The 14,871-nt window shown below is 37.1% G+C and carries 12 protein-coding genes and 1 pseudogene; 8 read left to right on the top strand and 5 right to left on the bottom strand.

Annotated elements, in window-relative coordinates:
- Window positions 1-196: 196 nt before the first annotated feature.
- The 5 genes and pseudogenes from rfbF (at window position 197) to lhgO (ending at window position 6,089) form a co-directional block, all read left to right on the top strand.
- The gene (gene rfbF / locus SLP02_RS23445; protein WP_319423139.1) at window positions 197-1,051 is read left to right on the top strand and encodes a glucose-1-phosphate cytidylyltransferase; all 855 of its coding nucleotides are present in this window, start codon (window positions 197-199) and stop codon (window positions 1,049-1,051) included.
- Entirely contained in the window at window positions 1,029-2,021 is a 993-nt protein-coding gene (locus SLP02_RS23450) for an NAD-dependent epimerase/dehydratase family protein (protein ID WP_319423140.1), read from the top strand. Before rfbF ends, SLP02_RS23450 begins: the two co-directional genes overlap by 23 nt.
- 152 nt (window positions 2,022-2,173) lie before the next feature.
- A complete protein-coding gene (locus tag SLP02_RS23455) occupies window positions 2,174-3,403 on the top strand; it encodes a class I SAM-dependent methyltransferase (protein WP_319423141.1) in 1,230 nt (409 codons plus the stop codon).
- Window positions 3,404-3,550: 147 nt separating this feature from the next.
- A complete protein-coding gene (locus SLP02_RS23460) occupies window positions 3,551-4,777 on the top strand; it encodes a class I SAM-dependent methyltransferase (protein WP_319423142.1) in 1,227 nt (408 codons plus the stop codon).
- A gap of 122 nt (window positions 4,778-4,899) precedes the next feature.
- A pseudogene (gene lhgO, locus SLP02_RS23465) lies at window positions 4,900-6,089 on the top strand (L-2-hydroxyglutarate oxidase).
- A 127-nt stretch (window positions 6,090-6,216) separates the two neighbouring features.
- Here lhgO and SLP02_RS23475 read toward each other — a convergent pair.
- From SLP02_RS23475 to SLP02_RS23495, 5 genes are all read right to left on the bottom strand, one after another.
- Window positions 6,217-6,669, bottom strand: coding sequence for a DUF3531 family protein (locus SLP02_RS23475; RefSeq protein ID WP_319423145.1), 453 nt, complete (start codon window positions 6,667-6,669; stop codon window positions 6,217-6,219).
- Between the two features lie 72 nt (window positions 6,670-6,741).
- A complete protein-coding gene (locus tag SLP02_RS23480; protein ID WP_319423146.1) occupies window positions 6,742-7,005 on the bottom strand; it encodes a DUF3146 family protein in 264 nt (87 codons plus the stop codon).
- A gap of 234 nt (window positions 7,006-7,239) precedes the next feature.
- On the bottom strand, window positions 7,240-7,968 hold the full coding sequence (locus SLP02_RS23485) for a response regulator (RefSeq protein WP_319423147.1): 729 nt from the start codon (window positions 7,966-7,968) through the stop codon (window positions 7,240-7,242).
- A 178-nt stretch (window positions 7,969-8,146) separates the two neighbouring features.
- Entirely contained in the window at window positions 8,147-8,296 is a 150-nt protein-coding gene (locus SLP02_RS23490; protein WP_319423148.1) for a hypothetical protein, read from the bottom strand.
- Between the two features lie 18 nt (window positions 8,297-8,314).
- Window positions 8,315-8,650, bottom strand: coding sequence for a cupin domain-containing protein (locus tag SLP02_RS23495; RefSeq protein ID WP_319423149.1), 336 nt, complete (start codon window positions 8,648-8,650; stop codon window positions 8,315-8,317).
- A 111-nt stretch (window positions 8,651-8,761) separates the two neighbouring features.
- Between SLP02_RS23495 and SLP02_RS23500 the strand changes: the two genes are divergently transcribed.
- The 3 genes from SLP02_RS23500 (at window position 8,762) to smc (ending at window position 14,787) form a co-directional block, all read left to right on the top strand.
- Window positions 8,762-9,367: a TetR/AcrR family transcriptional regulator gene (locus SLP02_RS23500; protein WP_319423150.1), complete on the top strand. Its 606-nt coding sequence runs from the start codon at window positions 8,762-8,764 to the stop codon at window positions 9,365-9,367.
- A gap of 15 nt (window positions 9,368-9,382) precedes the next feature.
- Complete coding sequence (locus SLP02_RS23505; protein WP_319423151.1) at window positions 9,383-10,774, top strand: VanZ family protein; 1,392 nt, start codon at window positions 9,383-9,385, stop codon at window positions 10,772-10,774.
- 242 nt (window positions 10,775-11,016) lie between these two features.
- Window positions 11,017-14,787 (top strand): chromosome segregation protein SMC, encoded by a 3,771-nt coding sequence (smc, locus tag SLP02_RS23510; protein ID WP_319423152.1) that lies wholly within the window; start codon window positions 11,017-11,019, stop codon window positions 14,785-14,787.
- Window positions 14,788-14,871 lie beyond the last annotated feature (84 nt).

Here is a 14,871-nt window from a genome sequence, read left to right on the forward strand (position 1 = left end):
AAATTCATCTAAAGCGGTTTACTCAAAACAACTTCACTAAATCTTCAAACCAAAGTCTCTACGGTATATTTACAATGAAGGTAATTAAAAGCTAACTTTTACACAATCAATAGTAAAAACTCATTTAGCTTATTAATAAAATTACAGATTACTCAATTTTATATAAGCCTCTATACGCTCAAAGCGGAGAAAAATTATGAAGGTAGCCTTTCTTGCTGGTGGATTAGGAACTCGAATTTCAGAAGAAACCGAAAATAAACCCAAGCCAATGGTCGAAATTGGTGGACAGCCTATTTTGTGGCATATCATGATGCACTATCATCAATATGGTTTTAAAGACTTTGCTGTTGCTCTAGGGTACAAAGGTGCAGTTATCAAAAAATATATGGTTGATTACTGTGCTTTAAATAGTAACCTTACTGTCGGTTTCCGTAACGGAGAAGTAAAGCCTCACGGTGGTTCTAAACTTGATTGGAACGTAGATCTTATTGATACTGGACTTACAACCAATACAGGAGGACGTATCAAACGTCTTGCTCCCTATGTCGGTCGAGAAACATTCATGTTAACTTGGGGTGATGGAGTTTCTAACATCGACCTGCACGAGCTTCTAGCTTTTCACCGTTCTCACGGCAAGCTAGCTACTCTCACTGCTGTTCGACCCCCTGCCCGTTTTGGTCACTTAGATTTGAAAGGGAATCAAATTTCTGAATTTTCAGAAAAACCCCAAACCAAAGAAGGTTGGATTAATGGTGCTTTCTTTGTTTTAGAACCTGAGATCTTTGACTATATAGATGGTGACGAAACCCAATGGGAAAAAGAGCCATTAGAAAGGCTTGCTAGGGATGGTCAGTTGATGGCTTACAAGCACGATGGTTTCTGGCAGTGTATGGACACTTTAAGAGACAAAAATCGTTTAGAAACTCTCTGGGCTAGTGGAAACGCACCTTGGAAAACATGGGAGGATCAAACATATGAAAATACTGGTGACTGGTCACAAGGGTTACATCGGAACGTTAATGATTCCAATGTTGCTAGACAAAGGGTATGATGTCGTCGGTTTAGATACTGATTTATATGCCAGAAGTACATTTGGAGCAGGGATTGTTGAAATCCCTGAAATCAAAAAAGATCTTCGGGACGTAGAACTTCAGGACTTGGAAGGATTTGAAGCAGTTTTACACTTAGCTGGTCTTTCCAATGATCCTTTAGGAAATCTTAATCCCAAACTAACAGAAGAGATTAATTATTTAGCTTCTGTAAAACTTGCCAAATTATCTAAACAGGCTGGGGTTAGTCGTTTTATCTTTTCCTCATCCTGTAGTAATTATGGTGCAGGGGGAGAAGATTTGCTCAACGAAGAGTCTGCTTTTAACCCTGTTACTCCTTATGGAGTTTCTAAAGTAAAAGTAGAGCAAGATGTTAGCCAATTGGCTGACGATAATTTTAGTCCTACTTTTTTACGTAATGCTACTGCCTACGGGGTATCACCTAGATTGAGATTTGATTTAGTACTCAATAATTTAGTTGCTTGGGCATTTACTAAGGGGTTAGTCTATATTAAGAGTGATGGCACTCCTTGGCGACCTATCATTCATATTGAAGATATTTCCAGAGCTTTTCTGGCTGTATTAGAAGCACCTAGAGAACTAATTCATAATGAGGCATTTAATGTAGGTCGCAATGAGGACAACTATCAGATTAAGGATCTGGCGGAAATTGTGATAGATACAGTTCCCAATTCCCGTATAGAATACGCTCCTGATGCTGGTCCTGATAAACGCTGTTACCGAGTTGACTGTAGCAAAATAACCAGAGTACTGCCGAGCTTTAAGCCTCAATGGGATGCCCAAAAAGGAGCAGTAGAGCTATACGAAATATATCAAAAAGTTGGCTTGACTTTAGAGGAATTTGAAGGTTCTAAATACCAAAGAATTGCTCATATTAAGTATTTAATTAGCAACGAACTGCTAAATGGGGAATTACGTTGGCAAAAAGAACAGCTTGCAACTATTGAATAACCTGCATGAAAAAACTTTGCTTGACATATATATAAATATAAGGCGAAGTTGATTTCAAAATGTTTAAATAGGAAAAAATTGGGGCAATCATTTGATGGTTGCCTCGATTAGTAGAGCCAACAATGTAAATTAAATAATAGATAAGCAATATTATGAATGCTTCTCAGCCAAGCTGTCTTTCATGCGGAAATTCTGACTTAAAGTCAATTATTTCCTTCGGTTATACTCCCCTTGCTGACAACCTTTTAACTAAAGAACAGTTAGCTTCTCCCGAATATACTGCTCCATTGGATCTAGCTTTTTGCCCTGACTGTAGTCTAGTACAAATTACGGAAATAGTTCCCCCAGAAATACTATTTTGTCGGGATTATCCTTATTTTTCTTCTGTCTCACCATCTCTATTAAAGCACTTTGGGGATAGTGCCAAAAATTTAATTAAAACTAGAAATCTAGATAATAATAGTTTTGTGATTGAAGCAGCTAGCAATGATGGCTATATGCTCAAAAACTTTGTAGAACGACAAATTCCTGTTTTGGGAATAGATCCTGCTTCGGGACAAGTAGAAGCTGCCAACAATGCGGGGATCTATTCCATCTGTACTTTCTTTGGTAAAGAGCTAGCGCAAAAATTGAAAGGCGAAGGAAAACAAGCTGATGTCTTTTTGGCAAATAATGTTTTGGCTCACGTACCAGATTTAAATGGCTTTGTGGCTGGCTTTTCCATCCTTTTAAAAGATACAGGGGTAGCAGTGATTGAAGCTCCTTATCTAGTTGATTTAGTGCAACACCGTGAATTTGATACTATCTATCATCAACATCTGTGTTATTTCTCTGTCACGGCTTTAGACAAGTTGTTTAGACAGCATTCTTTGTATCTAAACCATATTGAGCGCACCAAAATACATGGTGGTTCTTTGCGCCTATACATAGAGAAAACTGAAGCAGTTCAAGATTCAGTTAAGTCTTTGCTAAAAGAAGAGCAAGAATCTCAGGTGGATAACTTCAGCTACTATCAAGATTTCGCTGATAATGTAGCTGCCTTTAAATCTGCTTTGATGGATATCTTATGGGATTTGAAAAAGCAAGGAAAAAGAGTTGTGGGTTATGGTGCTGCTGCTAAAGCTACAACTATGCTGAGTTATTTGGGCATAGATAAAACTCTTCTAGACTACATAGTCGATCTGAATGAATTTAAACAAGGTCGCTTTATGAGCGTTAATCATTTACCTATTTTTCCTCCCAGCAAGCTTTTAGAAGACAAACCAGACTATGTGCTAATTTTAGCCTGGAACTTTGCTAAAGAAATTATGGAGCAACAGCAAGAATATCGAGCATCTGGAGGACAATTTATTGTTCCTATTCCCGATCCCAAAATTGTTTAGTTTTTGGATGGCAATAGTTAAACTGCCTCAATTTTAGAGGTTAATAAACCTAAAATTCTCTCTACTGCTATTGGCGAAGTGGAGAGAATTAAGTTATCACTAAGGAATTAATAATAGTCAAATAAATTTTTATAGGAGTATTTAATCATGTTGCAAAATTTAAGTTCTACTGATAAGCATTTAAAGTCAGAGCCTAAGAAAATAAAGCATTCTTGTCCTAACTGTGGACATCATGAACTGTCAGTTTTTTACGAAGTTCGCCAAGTTCCTGTACATAGTTGCCTGATGATTTCTAGCCAAGAAGAGGCTCAAGATTTCCCTTGCGGTGATGTTGTCCTGGGTTTTTGCGATCGCTGTGGCTTTATTACTAACACAGTATTTGATGCCAAATGGTCTGCTTATGCGCCTAACTACGAAGATCAGCAGAGTTATTCCCCTACTTTTAATAAGTTTTCCCTTAAGCTTGCTAATCATCTAATTGATAAATACGATTTACATAATAAAGATATTATTGAAATTGGCTGTAGCAAGGGTGATTTTCTTTTATTATTGTGCGAACTAGGCAATAATCGTGGCGTGGGTATAGATCCTAGCGTAGTTCCTGGAAGAGTAAACAGTGAAGCAGCAGACCGCGTTACTTTTATTCAAGATTACTATTCTGAAAAACACTCTGAGTATGTAGGCGATTTTATCTGTTGTCGTCATACTTTAGAACATGTTCAACCAACTTCTGAGTTTATCAAAACTGTCCGTAAGTCTATTGGCGATCGCGATACTGTAGTAGTATTTGAAATCCCAGATAATACTAGAGTCTTGAAAGAACAGGCTTTTGAAGATATTTATTACGAACATTGTTCCTACTTTAGCCCTGGTACCCTAGCTCGTTTATTCCGCGATAGTGGTTTTGAAGTAACCGATTTATATTGTGACTATGGCGATCAGTATCTTTTAATTGAAGCTAAACCCGTGGAAATGCCTTCAGACAAGGTTCATCCTTTTGAAGAGACTGTAGCCGATGTTGCTCAAGATGTGCAGCTATTTACGGACAAGATCACAGGCAAGCTAGAGTACTGGAAAAAGTATCTAGATGATGCTCAGGCGAAAGGCGAAAAAGTCGTAGTGTGGGGTTCTGGTTCAAAATGCGTAGCTTTCTTAACTACCCTGAAAACCATCGATAAAATTCAATATGCTGTCGATATTAACCCCCACCGTCACGGCAAATATATTCCTGGAGTAGGCAAGGAAATTATGTCTCCCGAATTTCTTAAAACCTATCAGCCAGATAAAGTAATTGTGATGAATGCTATCTATACAGAAGAAATCAGCAAAATGCTGAAAGATATGGGTGTATCGACTGAAGTTGTAGCACTTTAACATTCAACATTTATTATTTATCATTGGCTTTTTGTTGCCTTTGAATTAGGGGGGCGAAAACTTTCGCCTCCTTTATTATTTTTACTTTGAGAGATAAGGCTTGTATAAATTGAGTATATATTATGTATAACTATATTATTATTGGTGGTGGTATTGTTGGCTTGTCTACGGCAATGGCTCTTAGTCAGAAATTTCCTAACGCTAAAACTGCTTTATTAGAAAAGGAAGCGTCTTGGGCTGCTCATCAAACAGGACATAATAGCGGAGTGATCCATTCTGGTATCTACTACAAACCAGGTAGTTTTAAAGCCAAGCTTTGTCGTCAAGGCAATCGTTCAATGGTGAATTTCTGCGATAAATACGATATCAACTATCAAATATGCGGTAAGGTCATTGTCGCAACCGAGCCTCATGAACTACCGCTTTTAGATGAGCTTTATCAAAGAGGTTTGGCTAATGAGCTTGAGGTAACAAAGGTTACTCAAGAGCAGGTAAAAGAAATTGAGCCTCACGTAAATTGTTTAGCAGGAATTAGGGTCAAATCCACAGGAATTGTTGATTATAAGCAAGTATGTCAGAAATACGCCGCTCTTGCCCAAGAACATGGTGTAGAGTTACACAACAATACTCGTGTTCAGGGCATTAAATCCACCGCCGAAGGTCATGTTTTAGAAACTAACAATGGTGAATATCAAACCAAGTTTATAATTAACTGTGCTGGATTATATAGCGATCGCATTACAGAATTAGCTCAAGAAAAAGCACCAGCCAAGATAGTACCCTTTAGAGGCGAATATTACGAGTTAACCCCTGAAAAACGTTATTTAGTCAATGGAGCTATTTATCCTGTTCCCAATCCCAATTTTCCTTTCCTAGGCGTACATTTTACCCCTGGTATTGATGGCAGCGTTCATGCTGGCCCCAATGCAGTATTGGGCTTTAAACGGGAAGCTTACCGAAAATTTGATTTTGACTAAGAGACTTTATGGATACCATGACCTATCCTGGCTTTTGGAAATTGGTAGCTAAGTATTCTAAAGAAGGGATTGAAGAGATGATTCGTTCTTACAATAAAGCCATTTTTGTCCGTAGCTTACAAAGATTAATTCCCGAAGTCCAGGCTCAAGATGTTGTACCAACTCCCGCAGGAGTTAGAGCGCAGGCTTTGAAAAGCGATGGAAAAATGGTTGATGACTTTTTAATTCTTAATGGCAACAAAGCCATGCACGTATGTAATGCGCCTTCCCCTGCTGCAACAGCTTCAATCGAAATTGGGAAGCACATTGTGGCTCAATTGCCTAATCTAGTGTGAAAATTATCATAAACTCATGATAATTTGAGCGAAAAGGCGATCGCATGACTAAATGTTAAAAATATACTATTGACCCACTCCCCGAATAGCTGTTAATTTGATTAACGCGATTACGCTACACATAGCCTTATCGTTGTTCACTATAAAATTTTGAGGTGTTATTTTCGTTGATTGACCAATCTTCGTTTTCACCACCAATTATTAGTTTGTCGATTTGCACAAATTCTCTACTAAGCTGATTCATGGCATTGATCAAAATGTCGACCGCGATTAAATCACTTGTGCCAAGATCGAACCAACATCGACCCCATACTCCTAAATATTCAATTTCTCCCATGTTGTGCATGGGCGACATCAGAGCATTATCTAAACTTTCTTGGTCGTATTCCATATAGCTGATCTCTACACCCACATCCTGGACGAGCAAATTCTCAGCATTATAGCCTCCCAGCTTACCAAGATAAAACCAAGAATCAAATAGCTCTTCTATGTATTGTTGTTCCCTTCTCGAAGGCACTGTAGGAAACTCTAACCAAATCCATAAATCGAAAGGGTTGAATTCCCGAAATTGTATTTCCATGATTTTTAAGTAATAAAGAATTTTTTAGTAGAGTTGATTTGTTTCCATTTCCCAATTACTTTATATTTAACGCTACATTTTTGTCCGAACCGTAAAAGTATAGTCGCTACCTGCTTCAAGCTGGTAATCGCAACGCTCTAAAAATCTTTCCAAGGGTTCTCGAATCAAAGCTCTTCCCAAAGAAGGTTGAACAGATAGCCGACGTTGACGAAATCGCCAGCGAAATTGCCATTCGTATTCAGCAGCTTTGACCTCTCCTTCAATTTTTCCCATCGGTAAAGATTGTTGAGTAATTCGGACGTGAGCAATTGTTTCTGGTAAATAACTACAGTTCACAGTTTCTGACGGGAGAATTCAATTAGTAGATAATTTTTATAATTAATATAGCGACTCTTTGGTGAATAGGGTATAAATTTAGGCTTAATTAAGGTTACTTAGTGTTTACCGATACCAATTTTAATCGCTTTATTGATCGTTTATCCCTGCTAAAAATTAAAATTAGTATAGCTTTCTTGAATTTAAAAACATTAAGCTTATCGAACCGAAATTAAAACTATTATAACAACGTGATTATGAGTTAATAAGCCAATAAAATAGTATTATGAATAAAATAATTGCTTGGAAGAATAGCAATAAATAAAGTCTAAATTCTACCTTTCTGACATAGGCAAATAGCTGATTTTGTCTTTTTTTAGAGCTAAGTATTTTAAGCTCCATGTCCTGTTCAAAGTGTTGATTAATTTTTAATAATTTCGTTTCAACCAATTCATCCAACTGCTTATTAGTATCCTGCTTAAATTTTTTGAAGGCAACAATTAACTTTTGCTCTAAAGATTTATCATTAGCATCAGCCGAATTGCTCATAGAAATAACAAGTTTTTCCATTAAACCTGGTCCAAGCTGAAAATAACCTTTACTAAGGCTACGAACTGCATTGGCTAATTCTTGAGCAGGAGTTCCTTTGACTAAATATCCTTTCGCGCCAGCTTCAATTGCTTGATTAATATGTTGTCGATCGTCGTGGCTACTAAGAATTAAAATTTTAGTCTGTATAAAGCGATCGCGAATGATTTGAATCGTAGTCAAACCATCCATATCAGGCATTTCTAGGTCTACTATGGCTATATCAGGCTCTAGTATTTCAATTTGTTTTAAAGCTTCTGTTCCGTTTTCTGCATAGCCAATAATTTCTAGATCTGACTCTTGTTCTAAGTACATTTGTATAGTCTGACGAATTAGAGCTTGATCGTCAACTATTAAAATACGAACTGTAGTTAATTGAGTTTCAATAGTAGACATAAAAAAATTAAAAGTAATTCAATTTTCAATCAATAGAAAAGCAAGCGGTTAGCAAAAATTTACCACGGTTATGCCACAATTTAACTTAAAAATACGATAGTCTTTAAAGTTTTCGTGAGGATTGTGTATGAAGATAATTCGATTCCCAATCTAGATCGATTTTAATAGAAGTAAACTTTTAACAACTTTTTTTAAATATATCCGCAGGATCGGCTGATTGAAGTTTGCGAGTGGCGATCGCTGCTGAAATTCCGCTTTTTTTGTTATCTGGTTCATGGCTATCAAGTTCGCATATGACTAAACCGTTTAGTTTAGCTATTAAAATCACAACCAAGCTAGTATTTGATCAATTCTCAAATTTGCCCATTTTTCCTAAACGTATCGTCATCAGTTCAACATCGGTAATTGCTTTATGTTCTCCTTGGCGGGTATTGGCTGGTGTAATCCAAAATGTTCCCATACTATAGCGTTGTCCACTAGTTTCAATTTCTCCTTTTAAAACATAAACATATTCGTCACAAGGATGAGTATGAAACGGAATTATTGTACCTGCTTTCATCCGTAATCGATGAATTGAACCATGTTCTATAGGTTCAGCTAAAGGTAAAAATTGTGTTCCTGGAAACTGTTCTAAATCTTGCCACGGTTCATGGTTTGTCTGAATAAAAATTTGCGAAGTCATAATAAATAAAATAGATGCTTTGATTTGATAGTCTAAATGCAAAAATGAATAATATTCACTCGTTTAGCATATCATCGAAAAAGCTATTCTTGCCAAATCTAAATTTAAGCTATGAACAAAACTCAACCTAGATATAATGTGGCGCAAAGATATGCTGCTTTATTAAATGCGGGAGAAATATTATTTTGTCAGGGATACGATCAAGCACAGCCAAAGCTGATCGCCGAAAAAGCAAATGTATCTGTCGGTTTGTTTTATCGACATTTTAAAAATAAAAGAGAAATGCTGACTGAAATTATGGTGAAGCATTTAGACAAGCTGCATCGGCAAATTGCTGAAGCATTAGAACAAAACCTAGAGGTAGAAGCAGCACTACATCTGGTTCTGCTACAGACTCTGCGCTATTTCCATCAGCATCAGCAGATTATCAAACTTTTTTTCCTGCAAATTGGCTACGGAGATTTTGCCGCCACTACCAAACTTAGTCAGGCTAGACAAACTTACCGTAGTTTTTTAAGCAACATTATTCAAGCAGGAATTGAAGAAAAGATTTTTTTGGATTCTGAATTACTCGATCTTGAATTGGCTATAAATAGTATTATCGGCACAATTAACTGGTCTATTTATGATTCTTTGGTAGTTAAAAATAAACCTTTAGAACCTGAACTATTTATCAAGAAGCTGTTACCCCATGTACTTAGAAGTCTACAAAGATAAGATCTTTTAAATAAAATGAATTATATTTTTGGCTATAAAAGTTGGAGCTACCTGTTATTAGTTGCTAGCCTATTTTGTATATTTATCGCTACTATATCTCCCTTCGAGTTTATTACTCCAGAGGGGTTTTCTATAAATTATATTGTTGAAAAATTTAATTTTGGCAGCAGTCTCAAAGACTATTGGCAAAATATTCTGTTATTTATTCCTCTAGGAATTAGCTTATTTATAATTACTGCTAACAAGCACCGCAATATCTGGTTGATTTTGATTATTTGCTGTTTAGTTAGTGCCGTAATATCTACTGCGGTAGAGTTTACTCAGCTATTTCTCCCCACGCGTGTATCTAACCTAACTGATATTATTTTTAATACCTGTGGTGGATGTGTGGGTGGAATTTTATACCTTTGGCGTAAGAATATTATTCAGTTTTTGGCTGGTATTCTAACTGGTAATCGTCATAAGCTTAGTTTAAAGTCTTTACTTACGGCGATCGCAATTTATTGTTTCATTGTTATTTTAGGAATCGGGATATTATTAAACAGTATTAATTTATCAAATTGGGATGATGATTATTATTTAGCAATTGGAAATGAGGTTACAGGCGATCGCCCTTGGCATGGCTATATAAATAGTTTATATATTTGCGATCGCGCTTTAAATCAGTCAGAAGTAATTCAGGCTTTTGAAGATAATAATTTTCTACCTCAACTGTCTGGTTTAATCGCATCTTTTGTATTTACAGATCTGCAAAAATCTTATCAAGATAAAAGTCAAAATATCCCAGACTTAAAATTATCTAAATCTCTTCAAGCTAAAACAAAAGAAAATGAAAATAAGGAAATCAAAGATAATAGAGTATATCAATACTTGGGAATCTTATTAAATAAGAATCAGTGGTTAAAAACAAGAGACCGTGCAGTTTTCTTAAACAAAAAACTAAAGCAAACTAATGAATTTAGTTTTTTCCTGACGATTGCCTCTAGAGATTTTCAGCAAAATGGACCAGCTAGGATTATTTCTATAGCCGATGGCATAGTTGCTCAAAATATTATAATTGGTCAATCAGAAAAAAACTTAAGCTTACGTTTGCGAACACCGACAACAGGAAGCAGCGCGAATCAGCCTGAGTTTTTAGTTCCCAATGTTTTTGATAATTATGGTTTTCATCAAATATTGGTTACTTTTGCTCAAAAGAAACTATCTGTTTACATTGATTATCCTAAAAATTTATACTCTTTCAAATTTGATGTTTATAATAGTTCCTTGAGCTATTTACCCTGGGGTAAACTAGGATGGATTGTTAATTTGGCAGAATTTAATGATTTAAAATATAAGCTGGGTTTTTGTATAGTTGTCTTTTCACCCTTAGCCATTTTAATTTATTATTTGATATCTAAAATTTAACTTAGTTTAGGGAAATAATTTTTTATAAGTAGCATATTTACTAACATTTTTAATATTTCGAGTTTTACACTATTTGGCATTTTCTCAAGATTTCAGATAACGAAATATTACTAAGTGTAAAAAAATACGGGTTTTTCAACACATCTTGGCAGATTGTAGGTACAACCATTAGTGTTCCCGATAGTGTGACTGTCAACTAGTATAAAAATACTATCTATCTTACCAAGTCGAAACTGTAGTTCATGGTTCACATAAAGCGCATCGAACTGTCTCACTTTAAATCTTTTGGTGGTATAACCAAAGTACCCATCTTACCTGGTTTCACGGTAGTCTCTGGACCAAATGGTTCAGGAAAGTCCAATATTTTAGATGCGCTGCTATTTTGCTTGGGTTTAGCTAGTTCTAAGGGTATGCGTGCCGATCGCCTGCCCGATTTAGTTAATAATAAACACATTGGTAGTGGCAAAGCAGCAGAAGCAATTGTTTCTGTAACCTTTGACTTGACTGATTTAGGTGACTTAGAAGATGTGGTGACAACGGTAACCGATGCTCATGATTTGATACCTATTGACTCTTCACAAGATTTAGCAGCAATAGGAAATAGTGATAAGAATATTGGTAACGGTAATGGTCATGTAGAAGAGTCAGAACAAGCAGTCACTACAGTAGATGAAGACGATAAAAAAATTGTCGCGATCGCCAACGGAAATAGTTTAGAGTGGAAGGTAACCCGCAGGCTAAGAGTGGCAAAAAAAGGTAACTACACTTCAACGTTTTATGTCAACGGCGAAGTTGCCACCGCCACAGACGTTCATGAACAGCTACAAAAACTAAGAGTATACCCCGAAGGTTATAACGTGGTGTTGCAGGGTGACGTTACCAGCATCATTACGATGAACTCTAAAGAAAGACGAGAAATTATTGATGAGTTGGCGGGTGTAGCAGCTTTTGATCGCAAGATTCAGCAGACACGGAAAACCCTTGATAAAGTACAGGAGAGGGAAGAAAAGTGTCATATAATTGCTCAAGAATTGATTGCCAACCGCGATCGCCTGGCAGCAGATCGGGTAAAAGCGGAAAAGTACCGTAAGCTTAAAGAAAAAGTACAGGAAAAGAAAAACCAAGAAAAAGTTTTAGTCTGGCGATCGCTTAACCAACAGCAAGCAGAATTACAAGAAAAGTTGACGGCAGGGGAAACTGAGAAGGTACAGTTAACTGAGAGTATTGCCAAGCTAAATATCGAGGTAAAGGAATACAGCGAAAAGCTAGAAGTTCTTAATGCCCAGGTAAAAGCCTTGGGTGAGGATGAACAGCTATCGGTAGCATCAGATCTGGCCACTCAAAAAGCCAAGCAGCATCAGCTAAAGCAAAAGCAAGAAGAGTTAATTAATACCAGCCAGCAAAAAAGATTGATGTTGGTGCAAACGCAACAAAACTTAGAACAATATCAGCAGGAAATTAAACGGCTTGAACAAGAAAAAAACCAGCTAGAAAGTGAAACTATTCCTCATCTAACTCAAGAGGCTGTAGCAGCCAGAGAAATAGTTACCCAGAGTAAAGAAGATGCCAATGCGATCGCCGAAGCCTCCGAAGCTTGGGTACAGGAACAAGCTACTATTACCCGTCAAGCATCAGCTATTCAAGATGTTCTTAATCCTCAACGTACTGAACAAGCTAGAATTAGCGAGAGATTTAACCAGTTAGATAGCACTATCACTGAGCAAGCTGAGTCTTTAGAGGCGGTTGAAGCAGAATTAAAAGACAAACAAACAGAATATAATTCCCTATCTAGTCAGGTAACAAAAGAACAAGGTCATGTACAGATAATTGCCCAACAGCTAGCAGAAGCGGAAAGCGATCGCGCTTTGCAACAAGAAACCCAACAGCGTCTTTTAATCGAGCAACGAGAGAAACAACGGGAATTAGATAAGCTAGAAGCTACCACTCAAGCACAACAAGAAGTCCAGGGTACTTATGCTAGCAAGATCATTTTAAACTCCAACCTAACAGGGGTAGAAGGACTAGTTGTGCAGCTAGGACAGGTAGAACAGCGTTACCGCTTGGCGTTAGAAACCGCAGCAGGAGGAAGATTAGGCTTTATCGTCGTCGAAAGCGATCGCGTTGCTGCACAGGGTATTGAGCTATTAAAAAGAGAAAGGGGAGGCAGAGCAACATTTTTACCCTTAAATAAAATTCAAGCACCGCGGTTAGGAAACATTGCCACCATGCGTTTTGGTCGAGGTTTTGTTGATTTAGCGATTAATTTAGTTAATTGTGACTCTCGCTATGACGAAATCTTTGCCTATGTGTTTGGCGGTACTATTGTCTTTGATACCCTTGATAATGCCCGTTCTCAATTGGGTAAACATCGCATTGTTACCTTAGAAGGAGAAATTTTAGAAGTCAGTGGGGCTATGACTGGAGGAAGTAAATCTAGTCGTTCTAGTTTGCATTTTGGTGGTGCTGCAAACCGTGAATCAGGACAAGTAGAAGCATTAAAAGAGCGTTTGGCAGAAATAGACCACATCTTATCTAGCTATGACCAAAGAATAGCAAATCAGATTGCACAAATCAAGGATTTAGTAGAAGAATTAACCGAGGCAAGACAGCTAGGTAGAGATAAAAAAATGCTCTCTGAACAGCTAGAGAAAGAAATTAAGCGTCTTACTGGTCAAAAAGAATTATTAATTAATCAGCTAAACAATAATCGCCAGGAAAGAACAACAATTCAAACTCGCCTGAAAATATTAAACGCATCTATACCCGAACAGGAAACCAAATTACAAGGCTTACAACAACAGCTACAAGACCTAGAAGAATCTCACTCCCAAAGTGAATGGCAACAGGTACAGGCAATAATTAACAGTCAAGAAGAACAGCTACAGCTACATGAAAGAAACTTAAGACAGGCAGAAACGCAACTATTAGATTTAAGCAACAAATATCAACGCCTGAGTGAAAAAATCTCTGAAGCAGAACAATACAATGAACAATTAAACAATGAACAATTAACAATTAGCAATCAACAATTAACAATTAACAATCAGCTAATAGAAATAGAAGTAAAAATAACTGAAACCGAAACACAATTAGAACAACTAACAGCAAAAGTAGGAGAAACAAAAGAAGAACGCGATCGCAGCGAAAATAATCTTAAAGAGTCGCGCGATCGCCATCAAAAACAAGTCTGGCAATTAGAAAAACTCGCGATATCTCAGCAAGAAAGGCAAGCCAGCCTACAAACTCTCCAGCAACAAATAGCCGAACAAGAGTTAGAACTGCCCGATCCTATTCCTGAAATTTCACAGTTGGTAAATGAAGACGGTACTGAAGCAGGAGAATTAATTACCTTTGCCAATCTGCACGAACACGTAGAACAACTTCAAAAACAAATTCGTAACGGAGAAAAACGACTTGAGGCAATGGAACCCGTCAATATGTTAGCGTTAGAAGAATACGAAAAAACCGAAGCCAGATTACAAGAACTTTCCCATAAGTTAGATACTATTGAAGCGGAAAGAACAGAATTATTGCTAAGAGTCGAGAAATTTACTACCCTACGTTTACGAGCATTCAAAGAGTCTTATGATGCGGTAAACGAAAACTTTCAAAAGATATATGCTGAACTTTCTGATGGTGATGGACATCTACAGTTAGAAGACGAAGCAGATCCTTTTAATGGTGGTTTAAATCTAGTTGCTCACCCCAAAGGTAAGGCGGTACAAAAACTAAGTTCCATGTCTGGAGGCGAGAAATCTTTAACCGCATTAGGCTTTATCTTTTCCCTACAAAAATATCGCCCTTCCCCCTTCTATGCCTTTGATGAGGTAGATATGTTCCTCGATGGTGCAAATGTCGAAAAACTATCCCGCATGGTCAAAAAACAAGCACGCTTAGCACAGTTTATCGTTGTAAGTCTGCGTCGTCCGATGATTGAGGCTTCTGAAAGAACTATCGGCGTGACTCAAGCCAGAGGCGCACATACACAAGTATTAGGAATTAAAATGAAGTAGTTTTTAGTTTCGCGCACCAGACGCACCAGACGCAAAAGTAGAAGATAGGCAATAGGATTTTGAAATGAACAATTTTAAATTAAA

Source organism: Pleurocapsa sp. FMAR1, assembly GCF_963665995.1.
In the GTDB taxonomy this organism is placed as follows: domain Bacteria; phylum Cyanobacteriota; class Cyanobacteriia; order Cyanobacteriales; family Xenococcaceae; genus Waterburya.

Excerpts from the sequence above, each read along its gene's own strand:
- rfbF (WP_319423139.1), top strand. The coding sequence starts at position 197 with ATGAAGGTAGCCTTTCTTGCTGGTGGATTAGGAACTCGAATTTCAGAA.
- SLP02_RS23450 (WP_319423140.1), top strand. The coding sequence starts at position 1,029 with ATGTTGCTAGACAAAGGGTATGATGTCGTCGGTTTAGATACTGATTTA.
- SLP02_RS23455 (WP_319423141.1), top strand. The coding sequence starts at position 2,174 with ATGAATGCTTCTCAGCCAAGCTGTCTTTCATGCGGAAATTCTGACTTA.
- SLP02_RS23460 (WP_319423142.1), top strand. The coding sequence starts at position 3,551 with ATGTTGCAAAATTTAAGTTCTACTGATAAGCATTTAAAGTCAGAGCCT.
- SLP02_RS23475 (WP_319423145.1), bottom strand. The coding sequence starts at position 6,669 with ATGGAAATACAATTTCGGGAATTCAACCCTTTCGATTTATGGATTTGG.
- SLP02_RS23485 (WP_319423147.1), bottom strand. The coding sequence starts at position 7,968 with ATGTCTACTATTGAAACTCAATTAACTACAGTTCGTATTTTAATAGTT.
- SLP02_RS23495 (WP_319423149.1), bottom strand. The coding sequence starts at position 8,650 with ATGACTTCGCAAATTTTTATTCAGACAAACCATGAACCGTGGCAAGAT.
- SLP02_RS23500 (WP_319423150.1), top strand. The coding sequence starts at position 8,762 with ATGAACAAAACTCAACCTAGATATAATGTGGCGCAAAGATATGCTGCT.
- SLP02_RS23505 (WP_319423151.1), top strand. The coding sequence starts at position 9,383 with ATGAATTATATTTTTGGCTATAAAAGTTGGAGCTACCTGTTATTAGTT.
- smc (WP_319423152.1), top strand. The coding sequence starts at position 11,017 with ATGGTTCACATAAAGCGCATCGAACTGTCTCACTTTAAATCTTTTGGT.